Source organism: Micromonospora sp. RHAY321, assembly GCF_023896955.1.
GTDB lineage: Bacteria > Actinomycetota > Actinomycetes > Mycobacteriales > Micromonosporaceae > Micromonospora.
The window spans coordinates 62990-88176 of record NZ_JAMHIW010000008.1 but is presented as its reverse complement, the minus strand read 5'-3'; the positions used below and the strand labels follow the sequence as shown (position 1 = coordinate 88176).

At 71.9% G+C, this 25187-nt stretch carries 23 protein-coding genes, 1 tRNA gene and 2 pseudogenes; 12 read left to right on the top strand and 14 right to left on the bottom strand.

Annotated features, from left to right (window positions below; all coding sequences use genetic code 11):
- Position 1: 1 nt before the first annotated feature.
- Positions 2–706 (bottom strand): response regulator transcription factor, encoded by a 705-nt coding sequence (locus M8C17_RS18795; RefSeq protein ID WP_252417804.1) that lies wholly within the window; start codon positions 704–706, stop codon positions 2–4.
- The gene (locus M8C17_RS18790) at positions 703–1896 is read right to left on the bottom strand and encodes a sensor histidine kinase (protein WP_252417803.1); all 1194 of its coding nucleotides are present in this window, start codon (positions 1894–1896) and stop codon (positions 703–705) included. Before M8C17_RS18790 ends, M8C17_RS18795 begins: the two co-directional genes overlap by 4 nt.
- Before the next feature lie 119 nt (positions 1897–2015).
- Between M8C17_RS18790 and M8C17_RS18785 the strand changes: the two are divergent.
- Together M8C17_RS18785 and M8C17_RS18780 are read left to right on the top strand one after the other, a co-directional pair.
- Positions 2016–2557, top strand: a pseudogene (locus tag M8C17_RS18785) (orotate phosphoribosyltransferase).
- A gap of 193 nt (positions 2558–2750) precedes the next feature.
- Complete coding sequence (locus M8C17_RS18780; protein ID WP_252417802.1) at positions 2751–3089, top strand: hypothetical protein; 339 nt, start codon at positions 2751–2753, stop codon at positions 3087–3089.
- 31 nt (positions 3090–3120) lie between these two features.
- On the opposite strand, the gene M8C17_RS18775 is transcribed toward M8C17_RS18780, so the two are convergent.
- The gene (locus tag M8C17_RS18775; protein ID WP_252417801.1) at positions 3121–3771 is read right to left on the bottom strand and encodes a hypothetical protein; all 651 of its coding nucleotides are present in this window, start codon (positions 3769–3771) and stop codon (positions 3121–3123) included.
- A gap of 235 nt (positions 3772–4006) precedes the next feature.
- On the opposite strand from M8C17_RS18775, the gene M8C17_RS18770 reads away from it, so the two are divergent.
- Positions 4007–4633 (top strand): copper resistance CopC family protein, encoded by a 627-nt coding sequence (locus M8C17_RS18770; RefSeq protein ID WP_252417800.1) that lies wholly within the window; start codon positions 4007–4009, stop codon positions 4631–4633.
- Positions 4634–4711: 78 nt separating this feature from the next.
- Here M8C17_RS18770 and gltX read toward each other — a convergent pair whose 3' ends face one another.
- The 3 genes from gltX to M8C17_RS18755 form a co-directional block, all read right to left on the bottom strand.
- A complete protein-coding gene (gene gltX / locus M8C17_RS18765) occupies positions 4712–6121 on the bottom strand; it encodes a glutamate--tRNA ligase (protein ID WP_308209469.1) in 1410 nt (469 codons plus the stop codon).
- Positions 6122–6186: 65 nt separating this feature from the next.
- A complete protein-coding gene (locus tag M8C17_RS18760; protein WP_252417799.1) occupies positions 6187–7464 on the bottom strand; it encodes an MFS transporter in 1278 nt (425 codons plus the stop codon).
- Positions 7461–8810: a GH1 family beta-glucosidase gene (locus tag M8C17_RS18755; RefSeq protein WP_252417798.1), complete on the bottom strand. Its 1350-nt coding sequence runs from the start codon at positions 8808–8810 to the stop codon at positions 7461–7463. Before M8C17_RS18755 ends, M8C17_RS18760 begins: the two co-directional genes overlap by 4 nt.
- A gap of 188 nt (positions 8811–8998) precedes the next feature.
- On the opposite strand from M8C17_RS18755, the gene M8C17_RS18750 reads away from it, so the two are divergent.
- A complete protein-coding gene (locus tag M8C17_RS18750; protein ID WP_074313361.1) occupies positions 8999–9448 on the top strand; it encodes an SRPBCC domain-containing protein in 450 nt (149 codons plus the stop codon).
- A gap of 182 nt (positions 9449–9630) precedes the next feature.
- Here M8C17_RS18750 and aceE read toward each other — a convergent pair whose 3' ends face one another.
- Entirely contained in the window at positions 9631–12369 is a 2739-nt protein-coding gene (aceE, locus tag M8C17_RS18745; protein WP_308209468.1) for a pyruvate dehydrogenase (acetyl-transferring), homodimeric type, read from the bottom strand.
- Positions 12370–12572: 203 nt separating this feature from the next.
- Between aceE and M8C17_RS18740 the strand changes: the two genes are divergently transcribed.
- Complete coding sequence (locus M8C17_RS18740) at positions 12573–12977, top strand: secondary thiamine-phosphate synthase enzyme YjbQ (RefSeq protein WP_252417797.1); 405 nt, start codon at positions 12573–12575, stop codon at positions 12975–12977.
- A 130-nt stretch (positions 12978–13107) separates the two neighbouring features.
- Here the strand turns inward: M8C17_RS18740 and M8C17_RS18735 are convergent, their stop codons facing one another.
- On the bottom strand, positions 13108–14760 hold the full coding sequence (locus M8C17_RS18735; RefSeq protein WP_252417796.1) for an alkaline phosphatase: 1653 nt from the start codon (positions 14758–14760) through the stop codon (positions 13108–13110).
- 297 nt (positions 14761–15057) lie between these two features.
- Here M8C17_RS18735 and M8C17_RS18730 point away from each other — a divergent pair, with 297 nt between their 5' ends.
- The 5 genes from M8C17_RS18730 (at position 15058) to M8C17_RS18710 (ending at position 19217) form a co-directional block, all read left to right on the top strand.
- A complete protein-coding gene (locus M8C17_RS18730; protein ID WP_252417974.1) occupies positions 15058–15462 on the top strand; it encodes a MarR family winged helix-turn-helix transcriptional regulator in 405 nt (134 codons plus the stop codon).
- 51 nt (positions 15463–15513) lie between these two features.
- Positions 15514–17955 carry a transketolase C-terminal domain-containing protein gene (locus M8C17_RS18725; protein ID WP_252417795.1) on the top strand — a complete coding sequence of 814 codons (2442 nt, stop codon included), beginning with the start codon at positions 15514–15516 and terminating at the stop codon, positions 17953–17955.
- A gap of 110 nt (positions 17956–18065) precedes the next feature.
- A complete protein-coding gene (locus M8C17_RS18720; protein ID WP_252417794.1) occupies positions 18066–18503 on the top strand; it encodes a DUF3052 domain-containing protein in 438 nt (145 codons plus the stop codon).
- Positions 18504–18589: 86 nt separating this feature from the next.
- Positions 18590–19054, top strand: coding sequence for a peroxiredoxin (locus M8C17_RS18715; RefSeq protein ID WP_252417793.1), 465 nt, complete (start codon positions 18590–18592; stop codon positions 19052–19054).
- A gap of 88 nt (positions 19055–19142) precedes the next feature.
- Positions 19143–19217 (top strand) — tRNA-Val (locus M8C17_RS18710).
- Positions 19218–19296: 79 nt separating this feature from the next.
- Here the strand turns inward: M8C17_RS18710 and M8C17_RS32320 are convergent.
- From M8C17_RS32320 to M8C17_RS18690, 5 genes and pseudogenes are all read right to left on the bottom strand, one after another.
- A pseudogene (locus tag M8C17_RS32320) lies at positions 19297–19404 on the bottom strand (SMI1/KNR4 family protein); the annotation flags it as partial.
- Between the two features lie 278 nt (positions 19405–19682).
- Positions 19683–20192, bottom strand: a complete 510-nt coding sequence (locus M8C17_RS18705) for a hypothetical protein (RefSeq protein ID WP_252417792.1) — start codon at positions 20190–20192, stop codon at positions 19683–19685.
- 470 nt (positions 20193–20662) lie between these two features.
- Complete coding sequence (locus M8C17_RS18700; RefSeq protein ID WP_252417791.1) at positions 20663–21025, bottom strand: hypothetical protein; 363 nt, start codon at positions 21023–21025, stop codon at positions 20663–20665.
- A 272-nt stretch (positions 21026–21297) separates the two neighbouring features.
- Complete coding sequence (locus M8C17_RS18695) at positions 21298–21630, bottom strand: hypothetical protein (protein ID WP_252417790.1); 333 nt, start codon at positions 21628–21630, stop codon at positions 21298–21300.
- A gap of 285 nt (positions 21631–21915) precedes the next feature.
- Positions 21916–22809, bottom strand: a complete 894-nt coding sequence (locus tag M8C17_RS18690; protein WP_252417789.1) for a hypothetical protein — start codon at positions 22807–22809, stop codon at positions 21916–21918.
- Between the two features lie 277 nt (positions 22810–23086).
- On the opposite strand from M8C17_RS18690, the gene M8C17_RS18685 reads away from it, so the two are divergent.
- Positions 23087–23635, top strand: coding sequence for a hypothetical protein (locus M8C17_RS18685; RefSeq protein WP_252417788.1), 549 nt, complete (start codon positions 23087–23089; stop codon positions 23633–23635).
- A 7-nt stretch (positions 23636–23642) separates the two neighbouring features.
- Here the strand turns inward: M8C17_RS18685 and M8C17_RS18680 are convergent, their stop codons facing one another.
- Complete coding sequence (locus tag M8C17_RS18680) at positions 23643–24389, bottom strand: SDR family NAD(P)-dependent oxidoreductase (RefSeq protein ID WP_252417973.1); 747 nt, start codon at positions 24387–24389, stop codon at positions 23643–23645.
- 162 nt (positions 24390–24551) lie between these two features.
- Between M8C17_RS18680 and M8C17_RS18675 the strand changes: the two genes are divergently transcribed.
- Positions 24552–25181, top strand: a complete 630-nt coding sequence (locus M8C17_RS18675; RefSeq protein WP_252417787.1) for an HAD-IA family hydrolase — start codon at positions 24552–24554, stop codon at positions 25179–25181.
- Positions 25182–25187: the final 6 nt, after the last annotated feature.

Sequence of the window (25187 nt, the reverse complement as noted above, 5' to 3'; positions counted from 1 at the left end):
CTCAGGACGGCGGGGCGGGGGCGGGCAGGCCCAGCTCCTGGGCGAGGATGGCGGCCTGCACCCGGCTGCGCAGGTCCAACTTCGCCAGGATCCGGCTCACGTGCGTCTTGGTGGTGCTCTCCGCCATCGCCAGCCGGTCGGCGATCTGCTGGTTGGACAGGCCCAGGCCGAGGCAGGCCAGCACGTCGCGTTCACGCGGGGTCAGCGTGCCCACGGCGGCCCGGATGGCCGCCGACGCTCCCGGCGCGGTGGCCGCGAAGGCCGCGATCAACCGACGGGTCACCGCCGGGGCGATGAACCCGTCCCCGCGCGCCACCGTCCGCACCGCGGCGACCAGACCGGCGGCGTCGGTGTCCTTGAGCAGGAAACCGGCCGCGCCGGCGCGCAGCGCGCCGAAGACGTACTCGTCCAGGTCGAAGGTGGTGAGCACCAGCACGTCGGCGAGCCCCTCGGCGACGATCGCCCGGGTCGCGGAGATCCCGTCCCGGCGCGGCATCCGGATGTCGAGCACCGCCACGTCGGGGCGCAGCTCCCGGCACAGTCGCAGCGCCTCCTCACCGTCGCCCGCCTCGCCGACCACCTCGATCTCCGCCGCGGCGGCCAGGATCAGTGTCAGCCCAGCCCGTACCGCCGGTTGGTCGTCGGCCAGCACCACCCGTACCGGCTGCTCCCCGGCCCCGCCCGGGTCGCGCGACGGCGCGGTCATCCGTCCACCCGCGTGGGTAGCGTGGCCCGGACCTGCCAGCGGCCGTCGTGCGGTCCGGCGCTGAACCGGCCCGCCAGCAGCGTGGCGCGCTCCCGCATCCCGATCAACCCCGCCCCGGCGCCGGGCAGCCCGGCGCCGCTCCGGCGTACCGGGTTCTCCACCGTCACCACCACCTCCGCAGGCCGGTACGCGATCGTCAGCTCCGCCTCGCCCGTGCCGTGCTTGAGCGCGTTGGTCAGCGACTCCTGCACGATCCGGTACGCCGCGAGATCCACGCCCACCGGCAGCGGGCCCGGCGTGCCATCGGTGTGCACCCGCACCGCGAGGCCGGCCGCCCGGATCCGTTCGACCAGCCGGTCCGCCTCGGACAGCCGCGCGGTGACCGCCTCCGGCAGCGCTCCGCCGTCGACCGCCGGAGCCCCGCCGCTGCCCGGCTCGCGCAGCAACCCGATCATCTGCCGCATCTCCGCCAGGCCCTGCACGCTGCTCTCCCGGATGACCCGCAACGCCGACTCGACCTGTCCGCGCTCCAGGCCCGGCACCGACAGCGCGGCGGTGGCGTGGATGGCCACCGCGCTGAGGTGGTTGGCGACCAGGTCGTGCAGCTCCCGCGCCATCCGGGCACGCTCGGCGCTGACCGCCTGCCGGCGGTCCAGCTCGACCAGTCGGGCGGTCTGCTCGGCCCGGGCACGCTCGGCGGCGGCCTGGTCGCGGTACTGCCGCACGCTGATCCCGGTCAGCACCGGCAGCAGGCCGACCAGCACCACCAGCACCCCGACGGCGACCCCGCTCCACTGGTCGGAGAGGAGCACGCCGACGACCGCGCCGACCAGGCTCAGCCCGATGGTCACCCGCAGCAGCCACCGCCACAGCCGTGGCGGGCCGTACACGCAGGCGTCGTAGAGCACCTGGGTGTAGATCAGGATCGTCCCCAGCGAGCCGCCGAGCGCGATGTCCACGACCACCGCCCCGGTGCCGACGGCCAGGCTGGTGCGTGGGGCTACCCGTCGCAGGCCCACGGCCACGCACATCGCCAGCAGCGGTGGCAGGAACAGCGCGGGCGGCACGTCGGGGTGCGGACGGATCTGCGGTTGCCAACCGAGGGTCCACAGCACCAGACCGCCGGCCAGCGACGCGCCGGCCAGTGCGAGATCCCGGCGGAGGGTGCCGGAGCCCAGCCACGGTCGCATGCTTCGATCCCACCACAGCCGCAGACGGTCGGACTCCGACCGGGGGAGGACCCCGCCGCACCCGGCGTGCGCCGAAAGGGGTACGCCGACCGCACGTCGATCCGGCCAGAATGATCATCATGACCTCCGCAGAGACCACGGCCACGCTCGCCCGCGACATCGACGCCACCTGCCGGCTGACCGGACAGTTCGTGCTCCGCTCGGGCCGGACCGCCGACGAGTACTTCGACAAGTACCGGTTCGAGGCCGATCCCCACCTGCTGGACCGGGTGGCCGCCCACCTGGCGCCCCTGGTCCCGGCCGGCACCGAGGTGCTGGCCGGACTGGAGATGGGTGGGATCCCGGTGGTGACCGCACTCGGCCGGCACACCGGGCTGCCCTGCGCCTTCGTCCGCAAGACCGCCAAGCCGTACGGGACCGCCCGGCTGGCCGAGGGGGCGGAGGTGGCCGACCGTCGGGTGCTGGTGGTCGAGGCGTGGTCACCTCCGGCGGGCAGGTGGTCATCTCCACCGGGCAGTTGCGCGAGCTGGGCGCCCGGGTGGATCACGCGCTCTGCGTGATCGACCGCGCCGAGGGCGGCGCCGCGGCGCTGGCCGAGCACGGCGTGGCTCTGCGCGCGCTGTTCACCCGCTCCGACCTGGAGGCCCACCGCACCCGCTGACCCCTCCGGGGCAGAGCCGGCGTCACCCATGGTCTCGCCGCCGCCTACCTGGGCATCTCGGTGGCCTTCGGGCACTCGATGGTGCGCTGACCCCGGGGTACGCCTGCGAGACCCGTCGGTCCCGGCCAGTACGGTGACAGGGCACGTCGGGGGGGAGCACCGGCGGCTGAGTGCGAGCGTGAGGAGACCGGGGATGGCGCACGGCGAGGCCGAGCACGGCTGCGCCCAGGGCGAGCCCTGTCGGCCGGGGCACGACCCGCAGGCGGCTGCCAAGCACCGTCGGCCGGTCGGCGGTGTGCCGTCGCACCCGGCGGAGCCGGTCACGGGCCGTCCGGCGGAGCGGGCCGACGACGAGGCGGTGGTGCCTCGCCAGCGGGCTGCCGAGCCGACGGTGCCGGGTGAGCCGGAGCCCGACGTCGCCGCGGGCTGTCGCAGTGATCTGCCGGGGTGGGCCGGTGCCCACCAGCACGGCCCGGTGCGTCCTCGTCAGCGGGCCACCCGCCGCGAGCGCCCACCGCGCCGCTGGTGCTGAGCGCGGGGTCGCCCGGCGACGGTTGACTCGGTCAGCGGGTCCGGCGGCGGATCAGCAGGGCGATTCCGGCGAGGCCGACGGTGATCGTCAGCATCACCGCGACGTTGAGCAGCAGCAGGTGCTGCAACTCGCCGAGCGCCTCGTCGAGATCCTTGGCCGGGTCGAGAGTGTCCTCCGGGAGCACCCGCTCGCCGCCGCCGACGCCGCCGCTGACCGTGTCGAACTGCCGCTCCAGCGGCACCCCGGCGGTACGCAGCGTCTCGGACATGCTGAGCCGGCCGAGGAACCAGCCGGCACTGGTCTTGCGCCCGTCCGGCTGCTTCGCCGGCCGGTAGATGCGCGGGCCGCCGACCGCCTTGGGGTAGAGGTCGTACGTCTGCTTCGGCGTCTCGCCGACGAGCACCACGACCGTGTACTTCGGACCGAGGTTGGCCGCCTTCGGACCGTTCGGCTGGCCGGTACGGCCGAGGAAGTTGACCTGGTCGATGACCGCGACCACGTGCGTGGGCTGCGTGTCCGAGCGCAACCGCAGCGGCTCTGACAGCCCCACGCCGGTGATGTCCACCGCGGCTGGCGCGGGCTTCGGTGCCGCCTTGGCCGCACCGGCGGTGCCGAGCGACAGAAGCGCCGCCGCCAGCGTGCCGGCCAGCACGGCGACCCACCGCCTCACCTGTCGGACCATCCCGCCTCCTCGCCCCGTTCGATGGATGGCTTCGCCGTGACGTCCGGATCGGTCGGTGCGGAACCGACCGCAGGGTCGGGGCCACTCTCACAGAGTCGCAGAACGTCGATGAATTACAGCTTGTGGAACAGTATTTGGAACTATCTGCGATCTCTGCTCGACTAATGAGGAGCTGTTTGATCAGCGGGCGGATCGTACCCTTACGGAGGGGTTCATGGGGGGCAGGGTTACACGTTTGACGCGGGTCGTGCCAGTGGTGCTCGGCGTGGCGTTCGGTGTGTCGTTGTTGATCCCGGCGACGCCGGCCGCCGCGCACAATTCGCTGACCGGCAGCGATCCGCGCGACGGCGCCCGGGTGGCCAGCGCGCCCACCCGGATCGAGCTTCGTTTCCTGGCCAGACCGGCCCCGGCTACGACGAAGATCACAGTAGCCGGACCGGACAATGTGGTCGCCGGCGGGCCGCCGGTCTTCGACGGCAGCCGGGTGCGGGTGCCGTTCCGGCCCGGTGCCGCTGGCCTCTACATCGTCGGTTACGAGCTCGCCTCGGCCGACGGGCATCCGGTGAGGGGCGAGGTGCGGTTCACCCTCACCACCGGCACGGCCGCCGACCCGTCCGCCCCGCCGTCGCCCAGCGCCGGCCCGGCGTCCGGGGCGCCGGCGAACTCGCCGTCGGCCGCCGTTCCCTCGGCCGGTGCCACGACGGCGACGGCCACGGAAGCGAGCCCGACGCCGGCCGTGCCGCTCGGCCAGGAGCAGGCCGACTCCGGTGGCCGGTGGTGGCTCTGGGCGCTCGGCGGCGTGGTGCTGGTCGCCGCCGTGACGGCGAGCCTGCTGCTGCGGCGTCGCACGACGCGGCGCTGAGCCGCCGCACGCGTCACCGCGGCCGACCACCGACCGAAGGGCCGACGGCCGACCGCGAGGCGGCGTCGCGCGCGGCGGTCAGACCAGGCGGACCCGGGCTGCGCGCATCCGGCTCAGGGTGCGCTCGCGGCCGAGCACCTCCAGCGACTCGAACAGGGGCAGGCCCACGGTGCGGCCGGTGACGGCGACCCGGACCGGCGCCTGCGTCTTGCCGAGCTTGAGGCCGCGCTCGGCGCCGACCGCCTCCAGCGTCGACTTCAGCGACTCGGCGTCCCAGGACTCCAACGCGTCGAACGCCGCGACGGCGGAGTCCAGCAGGTCGGCGGAGCCGTCCTTCATGGTCTTGGCCCAGGCGGCCTCGTCGATCAGCGGCGAGGCCAGGAAGAGGAAGTCGACGTTCGGCACGATCTCGCTGAGCACCGTGATCCGGGTCTGGGCCAACGGCGCCACGGCGGCGAACGCCTCGGCGTCGAACTCCTCCGGCTGCCACGGCGGCGGCGCGATCGTCCCGGTGCCGGTCAACCACGGCTGGCAGGCGTCGACGAACTCGGCCACCGGCAGCGCACGGATGTACTCGCCGTTGAACGCGCGCAGCTTCTTCTCGTCGAAGAACGCCGGGGAGGGATTGACCTCCTCCAGCCGGAACTCGTCCTCGATCACCGACCACGGGACGATCTCCCGATCGCCCGACGGCGCCCAACCGAGCAGCATCAGGTAGTTGCGCATCGCACCGGCGAGGTAGCCCTCCTCCCGGTACGCCTCCAGCGCGACCTTGTCGCGGCGCTTGGAGAGCTTCTGCCGCTTCTCGTTGACCACCACCGGCACGTGCGCCCAGACCGGCGGCTTGACCCCGAGGGCGTCCCAGAGCAGCTGCTGCTTGGGGGTGTTGGGCAGGTGCTCCTCGGCCCGGATCACGTGGGTGATCCCCATGGTCATGTCGTCGACGACGTTGGCCAGCAGGAAGACCGGCGAACCGTCGCCGCGGGCGATGACGAAGTCCTCGATCAGCCGGTTCTCGAAGGTGGGCTCGCCGCGGATCAGGTCGACCACCACGGTCGCGCCCTCGTCGGGCGTACGGAAGCGCAGCGCCCGCCCCTCACCGGGGCCGAGGCCGAGGTCGCGGTGGTAGCCGTCGTAGCCCTGGTACTGCGAGCCGGTGCGGGCCTGCACGTCCTCACGGGTGCAGTCGCAGTAGTACGCACGGCCGGACTCGTAGAGCCGGGCGGCGGCGGCGCGGTGCTCGCCGGCGTTCTGCGACTGGAAGTACGGGCCCTCGTAGCTGCCCCGGGAGATGCCGATCCAGTCCAGCGCGGAGAGGATGCCCTCGGTCCATTCGGGCTTGTTCCGGGCCGCGTCGGTGTCCTCGATACGCAGCACGAACACCCCGCCCTGCTGCTTGGCGTAGATCCAGTTCTGCAGCGCCGAGCGGGCGCCGCCGACGTGGAACATACCGGTCGGGGAGGGGGCGAAGCGCACACGTACCGTCACGTCCCCCAGCCTACGGCGACCGTCGACCGCTTTCCCTCAGGACCCCCTGCGGCCCCGGCCCCGACTCAGGGGACTGAGCGGATCTTGAGGACCAGGGCGCTGCCGACCAGGGTGACCACGGCGGTGACCGCGTAGAGCGTCGGGTAGCCGCCCAGGTGGACCACGAGCGGGGCGGAGAGCGCCGGGCCGAGTACCTGCGGCGCCGAGTTGGCGATGTTGATCACGCCGAGGTCCTTGGCCCGGTCGGTGGCCCGGGGCAGTACCTGGGTGATCAGCGCGGCGTCGACCGAGAGGTAGACGCCGTAGCCGGCGCCGAGCAGCAGCGCGGCGACGATCGCCATCGGCCAGACCGGGGCGACCGCGAGCAGCAGCGCCGCCACGGCCATGATCAGCCCGGACACGATCACGTAGACCTTGCGCCGCCCGGAGCGGTCCGACAGCCGGCCGGCGACCACCGCGGTCAGCATCATGCCGAGCGTGTAGAGCAGGATCAGCACGAGCAGGCCACCCTCGGGGTCGGGGTGGCGCACCCCGTCGGTGAGGAAGTACAGCAGGTAGAGGGTGCCCAGCGCGTTGCCGAGCTGGACCAGGAAGCGGGTGATCCAGGCCCAGGCGAAGTCCGGGTGCTGGCGGGGGCTGATCCACATCGAGGCCAGCAGCGCCCGCGCCCGCAGCGCCGGGCGGTGCGCGCGGGGCAGCGGATCGTCGGGGGTGAGCAGCGCGAACGGCAGCGACAGCAGCAGGATGGCCACCGCGATGGCCAGGTAGCCGGCGGCGTTGCCGGTGACCAGGGCGGTGACCAGCACCGCGCCGAGCACCAGCCCGAGCGCCTGCGGGATGCCCACCCAGCCGGAGACCCCGCCGCGCTGCACCACCGGCACCCGGTCCGGGATGGCCGCGGTGAGGCTGGCCAGCATCGCGTTGAAGCAGACCTGGGCGGCGACCCAACCGAGGGCGACCCCGAGGATGGTCCGCTGCTGGGCCAGCAGCACCAGCGCCGCCGCGCCGAGCAGCGCCCCACCGGCGGTCCAGACGTGCCGGCGGCCGAACTCCCGGCCGGCGACCCGCAGGCAGGTCCGGTCGGACAGCGCGCCCGCGAGCGGGTTGGCCAGCACCGCGGCCAGCGCGCCCAGGCCGGTGACCACGGCCAGCATGGTCTCCTTGTCGCCCGGCGCGATCTGCTCGATCTGCTGCGGTAGCAGCACCTGGATCGGCGTGAAGAACGCCATCCAGACCCCGAGGTTGGCCGCGAAGATCAACCCGATCCAGCTGCGCCGTACCGGCACGGTCGGCTCGGCGAGCGCGGCCGGCAGCGACGCCGGGGTCGGGTCGAGGGTGGTCACCGCACCGACCCCGGCCGGCTGGCCGCGATCACGTCCCGCAGCCAGGTGTACGAGGACTTCGGCGTACGGGTCCGGGTGGCGTAGTCGACGTGCACGAGACCGAACCGTTTGGTGAACCCCTCGGCCCACTCCCAGTTGTCCAGCAGCGACCAGACGAAGTACCCGCGCACGTCCACCCCGTCGTCGATGGCGGCCCGCACCGCCCGCAGGTGCCCGTCGAGGTACGCGATCCGGTCCGGGTCCGGCACCTGCCCGTCCGGGTCGGGCCTGTCGTCGTACGCGCAGCCGCTCTCGGTGATCTCGATGGGTGGCAGTGCGTCGCCGTACGTGTCGCGCAGCCAGCCGAGCAGGTCGTGCAGCCCGTCGGGGGCCACCGGCCAGTCGAAGGCGGTACGCGGGTAGCCCTCCAACCCCACCAGCTCGAACGGCAGCGGTGAGCCCTCCGCGGCGGCGCGTACGCCGGTCGGGTTGTAGTAGTTGACCCCGAGCACGTCGATCGGTGCGGCGATCGTGTCGAGGTCGCCGGGGTGGACCACGCTGGCGTCGAACCCGGGCAGGTCGGGGTAGCCGCGGCCGAGCAGCGGGTCGGTGAAGAGCCGGTTGTGCAGTGCCTGGTACGCCTCCCCGGCGGCCCGGTCCGCGTCGCGGTCACCGAGCACCCGCACGGGGGAGTAGTTGTTGGCGATCGCCACCGGGCTGGCGGTGCGGGCTCGCAGCGCGGCGACCGCGAGCCCGTGGCCGAGCAACTGGTGGTGGGCGACCGGGAAGGCGTCGAAGAGCAGCATCCGGCCGGGGGCGTGCACACCCATGCCGTAGCCGAGGCTCATGTGGATGAACGGCTCGTTCAGGGTGATCCAGAGCCGGACCCGGTCACCGAGCCGGGCGGCGGTCAGGTCCGCGTACTCGGCGAACCGGGCGGCGGTGTCGCGGTGCAGCCAGCCACCGGCGTCTTCGAGGGGTTGGGGCAGGTCCCAGTGGTAGAGCGTGGCCACCGGGTCGATGCCGGCGGCCAGCAGGTCGTCCACCAGCCGGTCGTAGAAGTCCAGGCCGGCGGCGTTGACCGGACCGGCGCCGGTGGGCCGCACCCGGGGCCAGGCGATGGAGAACCGGTATGCCGAGACGCCCAGCCCGGCCAGCAGCGCGACGTCCTCGCGGTGCCGGTGGTAGTGGTCGCAGGCGACCGCGCCGGTGCTGCCGTCGCTGATCCGCCCGGGGGAGCCCGCAAAGGTGTCCCAGATGGACGGCCCGCGTCCGTCCGCTGTGGTGGCCCCCTCGATCTGGTGGGCCGACGTGGAGACGCCCCAGCGGAAGCCGGTGGGGAACTCGGGCATCGGTGCGGTCGACATGCGCCCTCCCGGTCAACGTGAAACGTGCTCGGGACTCTAGGTCGCTCCGGATGAATGCGCCATAGGCCGGGATGGCGGGATGCGCAATGGTTGATCGGCGTGTCTTTTTCCGAACCCGTCCAGGTACGTCCGATTTTGCGCATAGAGTGCCGATATCGTGGGATGTCCTCACTGGAGGAAAGACGGAAATGATCCTCGTGGAACGCAGTGCGCACGTGGCGGCGCCGGTGGAAGTGGTCTGGGACGTCGTACAGCGGGCCGAGCAGTTGCCGGCCTGGCTGGCGGGGGTCCGCGCGGCCGAAGTGCTCTCGGGAGAGGGCTTCGGGCGGCGGCAGTTGGTCCAGGCGGGGCGCGGTTCGGCGCATGAGGCCGAGGTGATCGCCTACCAGGAGCCGACCTTGATCGGCTGGCGGGAACGGGCCAAGGGCGCCGGTGCTCGCGCGGAGGCGCGCACCGAGATCTACGTCCAGCTCACTCCCGACGAGGAGGAGGAGGGCGGGACCATCGTGCGGCTCATCGTCGTCCGCTGGCCGGCCGGCCCGGTCAAGGCGGCCCTGCTGCGCCTCGGGCTGCGTCGGGTCGGCGCCGACCTCGAGGACTCGCTCGCCCGGCTGACCGACCTGGCCGCCGTCGGCTGACCGCCGATCCCCGGCGTCACCCGCCCCGGCGGTGGCCCCGGGTCCCCGCCAGGGACCCCGGACCGCCGCCGCCCCGTCTCACCCGCCGTCCGCCCGGTCGCTGGGGAGTGCGGGGCGAGGGTGCGGGTGCACCAAAAAGGGCCCGGCGCGGGTGCGCCGGGCCCTTCCTGGATCGTGCTGGATCAGCTGTCGCCGCCGGTCTCGCCGACCGGGGCTGCGTTCACGTCGTCGATCGCGTACTTCTTGGCGGCCTCGGCCGGCACGGTGGCGGCCACCGCGCCGCTGCGGGCCAGCTGCCGCAGCGTGGCGACCACGATCGACTCGGCGTCGACGTGGAAGTGCCGGCGCAGCGCGTGCCGGGTGTCCGACATGCCGAAGCCGTCGGTGCCGAGCGACGTGTAGTCGCCGGGCACCCAGCGGGAGATCAGGTCCGGTACCGCGCGCATCCAGTCGCTGACCGCGACCTTCGGCCCGTCGGCGTCGGCGAGCTTCTGCGTGATGTACGGAACCTTCGCCTCGGCGCCCGGGTTGAGCAGGTTGTACTCCTCGGCCTGCACCGCGTCGCGGCGCAGCTCGGTCCAGGAGGTCACCGACCAGACGTCCGCGGCCACCCCCCAGTCCTGGGCGAGCAGCTGCTGGGCCTTGAGCGCCCACTGCATGCCCGTGCCCGAGGCGAGCACGTTGGCCTTCGGGCCGTCGACCTGCGGAGCCGGGGAGTAGCGGTAGATGCCCTTGAGCAGGCCCTCCACGTCCACCCCGGCCGGCTCGGCCGGCTGGAGGATCGGCTCGTTGTAGACCGTCAGGTAGTAGAAGACGTTCTCCTGCGCGTCCCCGTACATCCGGTGCAGGCCGTTCTCCATGATGTGCGCGATCTCGAAGGAGAACGCCGGGTCGTACGCGACCACCGCCGGGTTGGTGGCGGCGATCAGCAGCGAGTGGCCGTCCTCGTGCTGCAGGCCCTCACCGTTGAGCGTGGTCCGCCCAGCGGTGGCGCCGAGCAGGAAGCCCCGGGCCATCTGGTCGGCTGCCGCCCAGAGCCCGTCGGCGGTCCGCTGGAACCCGAACATCGAGTAGAAGATGTACATCGGGATCATCGGCTCGTCGTGCGTGGCGTACGCCGAGCCCGCGGCCGTGAACGAGGCGACCGAGCCGGCCTCGTTGATCCCCTCGTGCAGGATCTGCCCGGTGGTCGACTCCTTGTACGACAGGAACAGCTCCCGGTCGACCGAGGTGTAGCGCTGGCCGTGCGGGGAGTAGATCTTCGCGGTCGGGAAGATCGAGTCGAGGCCGAAGGTGCGCGCCTCGTCCGGGATGATCGGCACCCAGCGCTTGCCGAACTCCTTGTCCTTCATGATGTCCTTGAGCAGGCGGACGAAGGCCATGGTGGTGGCCACCTTCTGCTTGCCCGAGCCGCGCTTGACGTCGGCGAACCGCTCCGGGCCGGGGATGGCCAGCCGCTTGGTGCTGGTCCGCCGGGACGGCAGGTAGCCGCCGAGCTGCTCGCGCCGCTCCTTCAGGTACTGGATCTCCTCGGACTTCTCACCCGGGTTGTAGTACGGCGGCAGGTAGGGGTTCTCCTCCAGCGCCGAGTCCGGGATGTCCAGGTAGAGCCGGTCGCGGAAGGTCTTCAGATCCTCCAGCGTCAGCTTCTTCATCTGGTGGGTCGCGTTGCGGCCCTCGAAGTGCGAGCCGAGCGTCCAGCCCTTGATCGTCTTCGCCAGGATGACGGTCGGCTGACCGGTGTGCTCGGTGGCCGCCTTGTAGGCCGCGTAGAGCTTGCGGTAGTCGTGCCCACCCCGCTTGAGGTTCCAGATCTCGTCGTCGCTGAGCGGCTCGACCATCTTGCGGGTCCGCGGGTCGCGGCCGAAGAAGTGCTCCCGCACGTACGCGCCCGACTCGGCCTTGTACGTCTGGTAGTCACCGTCGGTCGTGGTGTTCATGAGGTTGACCAGCGCGCCGTCGGTGTCCGCGGCGAGCAGCGGGTCCCACTCGCGGCCCCAGACCACCTTGATCACGTTCCAGCCGGCACCCCGGAAGAACGACTCCAGCTCCTGCATCACCTTGCCGTTGCCACGGACGGGGCCGTCCAGCCGCTGGAGGTTGCAGTTGATCACGAAGGTGAGGTTGTCGAGCTCCTCGCGGGCGGCCACGCCGATCGCGCCCAGCGTCTCCGGCTCGTCCATCTCACCGTCACCGAGGAACGCCCAGACGTGCTGCTGGGAGGTGTCCTTGATGCCCCGGTGCTGCAGGTACCGGTTGAACCGGGCCTGGTAGATCGCGTTGAGCCCACCGAGGCCCATCGAGACCGTGGGGAACTCCCAGAAGTCCGGCATCAGCCGCGGGTGCGGGTACGAGGGCAGCCCACCACCGGGGTGCGACAGCTCCTGACGGAACCCGTCGAGCTGGTGCTCGCTGAGACGCCCCTCCAGGAACGCCCGCGCGTACATGCCGGGGGAGGCGTGACCCTGGTAGAAGATGTGGTCGCCGCCGCCCGGGTGGTTCTTGCCCCGGAAGAAGTGGTTGAAGCCCACCTCGTAGAGCGACGCCGAGCTGGCGAAGGTCGAGATGTGCCCGCCGACGCCGATCTCCGGGCGCTGCGCCCGGTGCACCAGCATGGCGGCGTTCCACCGGACGTACGCCCGGATCCGCCGCTCGACGTGCTCGTCGCCCGGGAACCACGGCTCCCGCTCGGGCGTGATGGTGTTGATGTAGTCGGTGGTGGTCAGGGGCGGAACCCCGACCTGGCGCTCGCGGGCCCGCTCCAGCAGGCGCAGCATGACGTAGCGAGCGCGTTTGGCGCCGCGATCGTCGATGACACCGTCGAGCGACTCGACCCATTCGCTGGTTTCTTCAGGGTCGATGTCCGGAAGCTGGCTCGGTAGGCCGTCGCTGATCACCGGGCGCTTGCGTTCCGTAGCCACAGGCGTTCCCTCGGTTGTGTGTGGGATAGGTCTCTAGCGCCATCCTGCCCCCTGGTGGCACCCGTCGTCACGTCTAGGTCCCCTCGACGCGACGCTGAACACAGGTACCCGCCGGTAACTTAGCGCTACGACCGTCCGAACCGCCCTCGACTCCGGTGGCGGTGGCGGTAGCTCCTGACCCGCGCTGCGGCAGAATGCGACGTATGCGCAGTGAAGTCATCACCGTCCGGACCGGGTCGCGGCCGACCGTCCACGACATCACCGCCGAGGCCGAGCGGTTCGTGTCCGGTCAGGGCGACGGTCTGCTGCACGTGTTCGTGCCGCACGCCACCGCCGGCCTGGCGATCATCGAGACCGGTTCCGGCTCCGACGACGACCTGCTCACCGCGATCGACGCGCTGCTGCCCACCGACGACCGCTGGCGGCACCGGCACGGCTCGCCCGGCCACGGCCGGGACCACGTGCTGCCGGCGTTCGTCCCGCCGTACGCCACGCTGCCGGTGCTCGACGGGCGCCTGGCCCTCGGCACCTGGCAGTCCGTCTGCCTGATCGACACCAACGGCGACAACCCCACCCGCCAGGTCCGCTTCTCCTTCCTCCCGGCCTGACCCGCCCCGCCCGGCGTCCGGGCCGCGCCTGCCCACCTCCCGCGAGATCCGCGCAACCTCCGGGAGCCCGCTGCGGCACCGCGAGCCGAGGCGACACCGTCCCTGACGTTGCGCGGATCATGGCGTGGGGTCAGGGGCGCACGGTCTCCCGCTCCACCGTGCGTCGGCCCTCGTCCGCCCCCGCGTCGGTGGCCGTGCGCGCCGCCGACGGGAGCGGGTTGTCCGCCGTCTGGTGCAGGCCGGGCACGCGGTCCTCGATCACGAACGAGGCCCGGGTGTACGCCGGAGCGCCCGGCCGGCTGACGTACGGCAGCACGTCGAAGTCGGCGGAGAGCTGGCCCGGGGTGATCGTGGTGCGCACGTACCCCCGCAGGTTGTTCTGGAAGCGCAGGTGCGGGTTGAAGCCGAACCACGGGTGGGAGCCGGACGCCGAGTCCGCGCCGTCGCCGGTCGAGGTGATCGAGGAGCAGACCAGCTCGGTGCCGACGGTGCGCGAGGTCGGGTCCGCGTAGTCCAGCTTCAGGTCGCTGGCCCAGTGCGCGTGCACGTCACCGGTGAGCACCACGGGGTTGCGCACCCCGGCGGCCAGCCAGCCACGGGTGATCCGGTCGCGGGAGGCGACGTAGCCGTCCCAGGCGTCCATGCTGGTGACGGTGAGGGGGCCGGCGTTGTTGTCCCGCTGGGCGAAGAAGACCTGCTGGCCCAGGATGTCCCAGCGGGCGTCCGAGCGCCGGAAACCGTCCAGCAGCCACGCCTCCTGCTCGGCCCCGGTGATCGAGCGGGCCGGGTCGGCCGCCGCCGCGCAGTCCCGGTAGCCGTCGCCGCAGGCCTGGTCGTCGCGGTACTGGCGGGTGTCGAGCATGTGGAAGGTGGCCAGCCGCCCCCAGCGCACCCGCCGGTAGAGCTGCATGTCGATGCCACGCGGGATCGAGGTACGCCGCAGCGGCATGTTCTCGTAGTACGCCTGGAACGCCGCCGCCCGGCGGGCGGGGAACTCCGGGTCCGGCGCCTCGGGCACCTCGTCGGCCCAGTTGTTCTCCACCTCGTGGTCGTCGAAGACCACCGCCCAGGGCGCCACCGCGTGCGCCGCCTGAAGGTCGGCGTCGGTCTTGTACTGGGCGTGCCGCTGCCGGTAGTTGGCCAGCGTCCGGGTCTCCGGCCCCTCGTGGTCGCGCGGGTTGCCGCCGGGGACGTTGTACGTGTCCGGGGCGTACTCGTACTGGTAGTCACCCAGGTGCAGGATCAGCTCCGGCTCGGTCTCGGCCAGCCGCCGGTAGGCGGTGAAGTAGCCGTGCTCGTACTGGGAGCAGGAGGCGAAGCCCATCGCCAGGGCGGCCGGCATGGTCCAGGGCGCCGGGGCGGTGCGGGTGCGCCCGACGGGCGAGAGGTGCCGCTCGGCGCGGAACCGGTAGAAGTACTCCCGCCCGGGCAGCAGGCCCGCCAGCTCCACGTGCACGCTGTGCGCCGAACGGGTGCGGGCGACGGAGACCCCGCGCCGCACGACGTGCCGGAAGCGCTCGTCGGCGGCCAACTCCCAGTGCACCGGGACGTCGCGGTCGGGCATGCCGCCGAGGCCGTCCTCGGCGAGGGGCTGCGGGGCCAGGCGGGTCCACAGCACGAACCCCTCGTGGTCGGGGTCGCCGGAGGCCACACCGAGGGTGAACGGGTAGGCCAGCGGGCGACGGGCCGCCGCAGCGCGGGCCGCCACCGGCAGCCCGGTGACCGCACCGGCGGCGCCGAGGGCGGCGCCGGACAGCAGGATGGTACGTCGGGACAGTGACACGAAATCCTCCCCAGAGTCCGATCTCTCGTGACGTGGGGAGCCTCGCCAGCCCGGATGGCCGGCAGGTGACAGCCAGGGCCCCTCCCTGTCGCCGGCAGTCGAACACCGATGACCGCGGTCGATCCGCCCCGCGCCGCCGTTGCACCCGTGGTCGTTCAGGGTGCCGGCGTGACCGGACCGATCGACGAGCTGACCGGCCGGTGCCGTGCGTACGATGTGGCCGTGGCGCAGGAGGCGGTTTCCCGAGCGGGCGTGCCGGCGGACCGTGCCGGCCTGGCCGCCGACGTGGTGCGCCGGATGGCGCACGTGACCGCCGCGCTACGGCACCGGCAGGACTCCGCGTTCGCCGAGCTGGGGCTCACCCCGGCGGCGGCCCGCGCGCTGAACGAGCTCGACCCCGACCGTCCCCTGCCGGCCCGCGACCTCGCCGAGCGGCTCGGCTGCGACCGGTCGAACGTGACGGCGCTCGTCGACAAGCTGGAGCAGGCCGGCCTGGTCGAACGTCGCACCGACCCGGCCGACCGGCGGCAGAAGACGTTGGTGGTGACCGGGAAGGGCCGCGGTGTGCGGGGCCGGGTGACCGAGGTGATGTCCGACTCCCGACTCCTGGCCGGTCTGACCGACGAGGAGCTCGACACCCTGCGCGACCTGGTCTGGAAGGTGTCCGACGGCGGCTGTCCGGAGCCGTGCGGGCCGGAGTAGGTCCACCCGCGCCCACCGTGTCCCACTGGGCGACCAGGGCTTGCGTCGGTAATGCTGTGCGACGTGACCACCCCGCAAGATCTCGACGACCGCTTCCGGGAGACGCTGGCGGCGCTGCCCGCCGCCGAGCGACGGCGTGACCCCGCCGACCCGGTCACCGACGACGCCCCACTGACCGGCGCGCAACTGCTGGAGATGTTCGACGCGCAGGTGACCAGCCGGCAGCTCGACCTGGCGGGCCGTTGGCTGCGCAGTTTCGGGGAAGGCTTCTACACGATCGGCTCGGCCGGGCACGAGGGCAACGCGGCGGTCGCCGCCGCGCTGCGGCCCACCGACCCGGCGCTGCTGCACTACCGCTCCGGAGCCTTCTACTGCGTGCGCGCCACCCAGACCGCCGCCACGTCCTTCGAACCGCCCGCCGACGACGAACCACCCGCCGAACCACCCGCCGAACCGGCCGAGTCCGAACCGGCCGAGTCCGGGCCGGCCGGCTCCGCGCCGCCCACTGGCGGGTTCGCGCCGTACGCGCAGGCGGCCCGGGACGTGCTGCGCGGGATGGTCGCCTCCAGTCAGGAGCCGATCGCCGGTGGCCGGCACAAGGTGTTCGGTCGTGCCGACCTGGCCATCGTGCCGACCACCTCCACCATCGCCTCCCACCTGCCCCGGGCGGTCGGGATGGGACTGGCCGTGGAGCGGCTGCGCCGGATGGACAGCGCCGGGCGGCGCACCGCCTCCGGAGTGCGGGTCGGCAGCGGCGCCGGTGCCACCCACGCCCCGTGGCCGCCGGACGCCATCGTGGTGTGCTCGTTCGGCGACGCCTCGGTCAACCACGCCAGCGCCACCGCCGCCTTCAACACCGCCGGCTGGTACGACCACGCCGGGCTGCGCATCCCGGTGCTCTTCGTCTGCGAGGACAACGGGCTGGGCATCAGCGTCCGCTCCCCGGAGGGCTGGGTGGAGGCGACGCTGCGGTCCAGGCCGGGCATCCACTACTTCACCGCCGACGGGGGCGACCCGGTGCAGGCGTACGCGGTGGCGGCGGAGGCCGCGGCATGGGTGCGCAGGCACCGCCGTCCGGCCGTGCTGCACCTGCGCACCGTCCGGCTGATGGGGCACGCCGGGGCCGACGCGGAGTTGGCGTACCGCACCCCGGGGGAACTCGCCGCGGACCTGGACCGGGACCCGGTTGTCGCCACCGCGCGGCTGCTCGCCGACGCCGGCCTGGCCACCGGCGAGGAACTGCTGGCCCGGTACGACGAGACCGGCTGGCAGGTACGCCGCCTCGCCGAGGAGGTGCTGGGCGAACCGAAGCTGGGCTCCGCCGCCGAGGTGGTGTCGGCGCTGGCGCCCCGCCGGCCGGTGCGGGTGGCGCGGGCGGTGGCCGACGCGGCGGCCCGGGCCAGCGGCCCGGGAGCGGGCGCCCGGGCGGAGGCGTTCGGGGGCAAGCCGCCGGAGCTGGCCGGCCCGTTGACCCTGGCGCAGAGCATCAACGCGGCGCTCGCCGACGGGTTGCTCGACCACCCGCAGATGGCCGTCTTCGGCGAGGACGTGGCCGCCAAGGGCGGCGTGTACGGGGTGACGAAGGGGCTGCGCGACCGCTTCGGGGCGGCCCGCGTCTTCGACACCCTGCTCGACGAGACCTCGGTGCTCGGGTTGGGGCTGGGCGCCGGGCTGGCCGGGATGCTGCCGGTGCCGGAGATCCAGTACCTGGCGTACCTGCACAACGCCGAAGACCAGTTGCGCGGCGAGGCGGCCACCATGCAGTTCTTCTCCCAGGGTGCGTTCCGCAACCCGATGGTGCTGCGGGTGGCCGGGCTGGCGTACCAGGAGGGGTTCGGCGGGCACTTCCACAACGACAACTCGGTGGCCGTACTCCGCGATGTGCCCGGCCTGGTGGTCGCGGTGCCGGCGCGGCCGGACGACGCCGCGCCCATGCTGCGGACCTGCCTGGCCAGCGCGGCCGTGGACGGCAGCGTCTGCGTGTTCCTGGAGCCGATCGCGCTCTACCACACCCGCGACCTGTACGCCGACGGCGACGGGGAGTGGCTGGCCGGTTATCCGGAGCCGGGGGCCTGGGTGGCGGGGCACGTGCCGATCGGTCGGGCCCGGGTCTACCGGGTCGGGTCGGCCGACGACCTGACCATCATCACCTTCGGTAACGGCGTGCGGATGTCGCTGCGGGCCGCGGCCGTCCTCGCCGAGGAGGGGGTGGGCACCCGGGTGGTGGATCTGCGCTGGCTGGCCCCGCTGCCGGTCGCCGACATCATCCGGGAGTCCTCGGCGACGGGCCGTGTGCTGGTGGTGGACGAGACCCGCCGGTCGGGCGGTGTCGGCGAGGGAGTGATCGCCGCGCTGGTCGACGCCGGATATGTCGGCGCCGCGCGACGTGTGGCGGGAGTTGACTCGTTTGTACCATTAGGTCCGGCAGCACGCCATGTTCTGGTCTCCGCGGAAGCCATTACCGACGGTGCCCGTACGCTGCTGGCACGGTAAATTCCGTTCCACCCGGTGCGCCACTTGCGCGCAGAGGCACAACTGTGTGGACTTTGCCTGACGGCGTCGCCGACGCCGCGAGCAGGGACGAGATGAGGAGGCACGCGACAGTGAGCGCGACCGCTGGTCAGGCCGCCGACGGGGTACGCAGCCTGGCGGACCGGTTCGGAATCGAACCGGGGATGGTCGTCATGGAGATGGGGTACGACGACGACGTCGACCAGGATCTCCGCGACGCCCTGACCGACCGCTCTGGAGAGTTGGTCGACGAGGACACCGACGAGGTCGTCGACGCGGTTCTCGTCTGGTACCGCGACGGCGACGGTGACCTCTTCGAGCTTCTCGTCGACGCCCTCGGCCCGTTGGCCGACAACGGGGTCGTGTGGCTGCTCACCCCGAAGGCGGGGCGTGAGGGGCACGTCGAGCCGAGTGAGGTCGCGGAGTCCGCGCCCACCGCCGGCCTCCAGCAGACCTCGACCATCAACGCCGGCCGGGACTGGAGCGGCGCCCGCCTGGTGCTGCGCCGAGGGGTCAAGGGCAAGAAGTAGCCCTCAATCGTTGCCCTTCGCGCCCGGCGGTCCGCACCGCCGGGTGGCAGGCTCGCGCCGTCCCCGACTCGACCCGAGGAGTTCGCATGCCCATCGAGGTTGGCGCCGAGGCGCCGGACTTCGTGCTGAAGGACCAGAACAATCAGGAGGTCCGGCTCTCGGCCTTCCGGGGCAGGCGGACCGTGCTGCTGGTCTTCTATCCGCTCGCCTTCACCGGCACGTGCCAGGGCGAGCTGCGCGAGGTGCAAGACAACCTCGACGAGTACGTGGACGACGACGTCCAGGTGTTGACGGTCAGCGTCGACTCGGTCTACAGCCACAAGGTCTGGGCCGACCGCGAGGGTTACCAGTTCCCGATGCTGGCCGACTTCTGGCCGCACGGCGGCGTCGCCCAGGCGTACGGGGTCTTCAACGACGTGGCCGGCATCGCCAACCGGGGCACCTTCGTCATCGACAAGGCCGGCGTGGTCCGCTTCGCCGAGATGAACGGCCCGGGCGAGGCCCGCGACCAGCAGGGCTGGCGCAAGGCCATCGCCGAGGCGGCCGCCTGACCATCACCTTGACCGGGTACGCCGTGCGCCCGGGTCGGCAGCGAGCAGGGTAAGCTTGCCAGCCTCCGGCCCGCCGTACGGGCGTTCCGGGCGCGTAGCTCAGTGGGAGAGCACCCGCCTTACAAGCGGGGGGTCGCAGGTTCGAAACCTGCCGCGCCCACCACCACCTGACCAGGTAAAACCCGCCCGAGCCCAAGCGCCTTGCCTGGTCGGGCGGGTGCCTGACATCCACGGCTGACATCAGCCCGCAGAACCTCGTCGGTGAGAGGATCCCCCAGCGGGCCTGATTCGTCGAAGAAAGTTGCAGGATCGAGCACGGGTCGACGGTAGTCGGTTGGCCTCAGTCCCAGTCACCTCGGCAAGATCCTCGGGCACAAGACGGGCACAACTGACGCCGACAAGGGCTGTCAACCGCTGTAAGGCAGCGCAATAATTCGCCCAGGTCAGCGGGCCGATCCGCCCGGTTCGGCACGATCCTCGCAGCACGAGAGGGATTCAGGGTTCGAGTCCCTGACGGGCTTTGCCTTGCTCTTTCGCGAGTCATTGACGAGTCACCGCCGGCCAACACAGAACTGTCTACCTCTTGCAGGCTGCCCGACGGCAGGGAGTAAACGAGCGGCGCCACGAGCTAGCAGTCGGGAGGAACGGTTGCGACGCCGCGCACCTGTTCGACGGCCGCTACAGCCGTCTCCTGCCAAATGTCGGAACGCTTGAAGGTGACATCCAGGTCGGATGTCCCACTTACAGACGCTGCACGCCTGCGCGCGTCTGCCACCCGGTCAAGGGCAGCCTGGAAGGCTTGCTGCCGGCACGTACGCACGTCTTCCATGAGGTCAGCGGCGGCTACTGCTATCCCCTCGGCTTCTCCTTGGGACACGAAATCAGGGTCAAATTCGCCGTCCGAACCGGTCCACGTATCGAGTAGCCGCTGCGCTCGCGCCTGCGCGTCGGTAAGCGCCCGATTCTCGGCCTCTACTTGGGCGGTGTGCCGAACCTCCAAGGCAAGGACGGCTACCAGGGCAGCAAAGACGACAAGAAGGATGACGCCCTGCTTCCGCTTGCCCTGAATGATGGCGAAGACGTCAGCCGCGAAGCTGGCAAGGGTTGCAAGTGCCAACACAGCTGTCAGCAAGTCCACCTGTCTGCTCCCCCAGCCGCTCCCACAGCGCCCTGCCCGCCTAGGCGCCGGCGGTCAAGCGTAAGTCACTGTCAACCAAGCTCGTGAAGAGCATCACAAACGGCCACGGTGGCAGCAGCCGCACCGGACACAAGCTGTCGACAGCAACGGGCCCAACCGCCGGAGGCCAGCCAAGGCGAGCGACGGACGATGGGCCGAGGTCACGGACGAGGACGGATGCGCCCGGACGGCCTGCACAGAGCTTGTAAGCGAGGCGTCGCAACCTGCATCCTCGTTCACGTGGCAATTGATGTCCCGGCGTTGGTCTCCATCGGTGGCGAGCAGCCAAACCGGCGAGCATGGGCGGACGATCGCGGACAACGGCAGCGTGTGAGGCACGAGGACGCAGCGGTGGACCAGCGCCGAGCAGCCGACTCGTAATGCGCAGGTCGACGGTCCGATCCGGTCACGCGGCTCTACCAGCGGCCAGATCACCAGTCCTCGCAGGGGAAGTGCGTGGACTGCACGCAGTCGTGGTCTAGAAGGAGCATCACCCGGAAGCGTCCGGTCTCGGCAAGCTGCTGGAACAGCCTCGTGCCAACCTCGACCTCGGCCCCCCGAGCGGCCGACACCTCCAACACGAAGGGATGACTGAGGAACGGCTCCTTCGTGTCCGGATCGACGTCGAGCCAGACCACAAAGTCCTCGCCTCGCCCGAAGAAATGCCGCCAACTGCCGGTCTTCTCGACGAGTTCGACGCCGAGCACCGCTGCGACCTGAGGTGCGATCCGCTCCAACAAGGGCGGCGCCTCCGGCCTGGACGTTCCTAGAAGCAAATCCACGTCCATGCCCACGCCCGGGACTGTACAGCCATCCGTACAGCTAAGCCGGTCGACGCCGACCGTCATGGGCAGACCCCAGGCGACGAGACAAGTAGGTCTGCCGCAGTGGTCGACACCGACCGACAGCAGCCTTGATCTTTGGTGCGGGCAGCGAGTAGGCAGCGCGACGAGCGACACCGGCGCGCAATGAGGCGCAGCAGGCAGCAAGATCGCCGCGCTCAACGGCACGGTTCAGCATCGGATGACAGTGCCTGGTGCCCCGGACGGCGTTCACACCGAAGAGGTCAGCTGCTTCCGGCTCGCTCCAGCTGGTTGCGAGCGTGCCGCCACAGCTGCTCGAACTCGCCGGCAGACAGCGTCTCCAGCACCGGCTCGATGTCACCGTCAGGCGGCGGGAACGGAGCTTCAGGTACGACGCCGAATCGCCTCTCGTACGTCACAACAGCGCCCCCGCCTCCTGAGTCGCGTGCGGCCAGCGCTTCCGCCAGAGACGCCGCTGCCAGGACCTCGCCGTCCCCCCGCAGCTCGACGTGGCGCAGAGACCACCGATCCGTGTCGAGTTCGTCGTAGTTCCAACGATCCTCTTCCGGCCAGTACCAGCGGACGTAGCTCAGCACGTCGCCATTGTGGTGCTCGCCCGGCCTGCCTGTCGCGGTGGACTGTGGGACATGCCCGGCCGGCAACAAAGCCGGTCTGACATCAGTCACTGACATCAACGGTGGCAGCCGTGGCCGCCCATGGCTGTACGGGTCTCGCCTCCGGCCCCGGCCCAGCGGACGTCAACGGACGCTGCGACTCTTGCCGGAAGCGCCTTACAAGCGGGGGGTCGCAGGTTCGAAACCTGCCGCGCCCACCTCATCATCAGCACGACCGTCTGGACGAGTCTGGGCGCGGCAGCCCGGTCACTTGGTGACGAGGTTGCGCAGTGCCGCGATCGCCGCCCGGTCGCTGACCTCGGCGTAGATCTTCTTGTCGGCACCGACCATGACGACGAACGGGCACTTCTGGTCATCGCCGTTCATGGCCTTGTCCAGCAGCTTGCGGCCGGTCGCCGCCTCGTACACCCGAAGACGCCAGCCGGTTCGCACCAGCGGCAGCGTCTGCGGCTTGGGGTCGTCGAACTTGCAGTTGCGGATTTTCGCGCCGGTGCTGACCCGGTCGAGGCAGGCGACCATCTGCACCTTCCTGGGGTCCTCCGACGCCCACGTCTGCTCGACCTTGGCCGACAGGCCCAGGTCGTAGTAGTAGCCGTCGTCCTTGTAGCGGAGACCCGGGGTGTCCGAGAGGAGCAGCACGACCGGGTGCGGAGCCTTGCCGGCGCGTTTCGGCAGTTCCGGGTAGTAGATGTCCTCGTCGCACACCCGGTTCAGGTCCTCGATCTTCTCCGCCGGGTAGGCGCTCGCCTGCGGCCCCTGTGCCACCGGCTCCTCGCTCTGGTCGGGCTGACCGCTCGCGGTGGGACTGGCGCCGGTCGTGGGGAACAGGGGAGCCCGGGACGTCGGGCTGCTGGCCGCCGGGGTCGATCCGGAGCGAAGCACGACGATGCCGCCGACCAGCCCGACGCAGGCCACCAGCACCAGCACCACAGCACCCGCGACCGCGGCGACGATGACGCCGGTGTGGCTGGGCTGGGTGGGCGGCGCCGGCGGGGGAGTCCACGTGGTGGTGGCCGGCGTGGGGTCGGCAGGTGTACCCGGAGCCGTCTCGGTGTCCTGCGTGTCCTGGGGTGTCGCTGCGGCAGCCGGATCCGGGACCGGAATCGGGTTCGCGTCAGGTTCAGGCCCGCTGTCGGCCATGGGGATGTCCTTTATTCGATCAAGGGGAAGCGCGACTGTACCAAGCCCGCCCCCTCGAACGTGGCCCCGTGACCTGGGGATCGGAGGCCTCACCGCACCTGCGAGCCGCTGCCGATCACCGTCTCTCGCAGGACGTGCAGGGCACCTCCGAACTCGGCGGTGGCCTGCTTGTCCCACGGAACGACCGAAACGTCGCATGGTCCTTCGGCACAGGCGTCCGAGTCGGGTCGGCACCTCCGGTGAGGGCCGGTGTAGCTGATCGCGGAATGATGGGCGGGTGCAGGACACCGTCGCCGTCGCGCTGATCACCTCTCTGTCCACGTTGGCCGCCGCCGCCCTGACCGGGCTGGTCGGCGCACTCAGCACCCGTCGGCAACTGGCCCACCAGCTCACCGTCGCCCGCCAGGAGAACGCCGAGCGGCGGACCACGCGCCGGGACGAGCTGCGGCGGGAGGCGTACGTCGGGTTCCTGAGTGCCTGCGACCAGGCGTACCGACGGTTGGACCGGCGGTGGGTCGAGGCCGGCGGGGACGAGTCACCGCCCGGCTACGACGAGGCGTACGCGGCGATGCGCGCCGTGGACGAGGCGTACAACCTGGTGTTGTTGGAAGGTCCGGCGGAGGTCGCGTCGGCGGCCCGGTCGGTGCTGGCCAGCCTGACCGCCGAGTACGCCGACCAGCGCCGCCTCGGCGGCGAGCCGGGCGCCGCGACGGTGCCGCTGCGTGAGCGGCACCGGGAGCGCTGGCTCGCCGCCATCGAGGTACGGACGACCCGCCGGATCGCGTTCGTCGATGCGGTACGCCCCGTGCTGGACCGCGAGGGGTGACCCAGTCTCAGCTGGTGAAGCCGCCGTCCACGTTGACCACCGCGCCGGTCACGTAGCTGGCCTCCGGGCTGGCGAGGTGGGCGACGGTGGCGGCGATGTCGGCGGGGCGGGCGTAGCGGCCGACGGCGGTGAAGCCGCTGATGGCCGCCGCGTTCGGCCCGTCCGCCGGGTTGGCGTCGGTGTCGGTGGGCCCGGGGTTGACCAGGTTGGCGGTGATGCCACGGGGTCCCAGCTCGCGGGCCAGGCCCCGGGTCAGCCCGACCAGGGCGGTCTTGCTCATCGAGTAGAGCGCCAGCCCGGGGAAGACGGCCCGCTCACCGACGTTGCTGCCGATGCTGATGATCCGCCCGCCGTCGCCCAGGTGCCGCAACGCCGCCTGCACGGCGACGTACGGCGCCCGGACGTTCACCGCGATCGTCTGCTCCAGCTCCGCCGTGCCGAGATCGTCCACGGCACCGACCAGGAAAACCGCCGCGTTGTTCACGAGGATGTCCAGCCGGCCCAGCTCGGCGGCGGCCCGGTCGACCGCGTCGCGTACGGCGGCCGGGTCGGCGCCGTCGGCCTGGAGGACCAACGCCCTCCGGCCCAGCGCCTCGATCTGTTTCGCCACGGTCGCGGCCTGCTCCGCGTTCTGCCGGTAGGTGAGTGCCACGTCGGCACCGTCCTGTGCCAGGCGCAGCGCGATACCGGCCCCGATGCCCCGGGAGCCCCCGGTGACCAGGGCGACCTTGCCGTCAAGTGTCGTCGTCGTCATCATGCAAACGATCATGTCGCCGGTTCGATCGCGCGTCTGGCGGCCATCGGACCCCTCGCTCCCACCGCCGGGTCCGTTTCCCGCCATCGGTCACCCGGCGGCGGGCACCTGCCCGGCGGCCGGATCTATCCTCGGGACGGAGCGTATTCGGGGGGCGTGATCGTGGAGCTGGCAGAGATCGACGCGGTGCTGTTCGACATGGATGGCACCCTGGTGGATTCCGACGCCGCCGTCGAGCGGGCCTGGCGACGGTGGGCGGCCGAGTACGCCGTGGCGCCGGCGGCCGCGCTGGCGATCGCGCACGGCAGACCCGCCGATCAGACCATTCGCCGACTGCTGCCCACGCTCGACGATGCCACGGTCGCCGTGGCGGCGGCGCGGCAGTTGGCGTTGCAGTACGACGACCTGTCCGACGTGACGGCCACCCCCGGTGCCCACCAGGTGCTGGCGGCACTGGCCCGGTCGGGGTTGCCCTGGGCGGTGGTGACCAGCGCCGACGCCCGGCTGGCCGAGGCCCGACTCGGCGCCGCCGGCATCGCCGCGCCGGTGCTGGTCACGGTGGACGACGTCAGCGCCGGCAAGCCGGATCCGCAGGGCTACCTGCGGGCCGCCGCGCTGCTCGGCGTGTCCCCGGCGCGGTGCCTGGTCGTCGAGGACGCCGAGGTGGGGCTGGAGGCGGGGCGCGCGGCCGGCGCGATGACCGCGGCGCTGAAGGGGCTCGACGGCGATCTGCGCCTCGACGACCTGACGCAGCTGGCGCAGCGGCTGGAATCCACGCCAGCGGCACCGTAGGCAGCT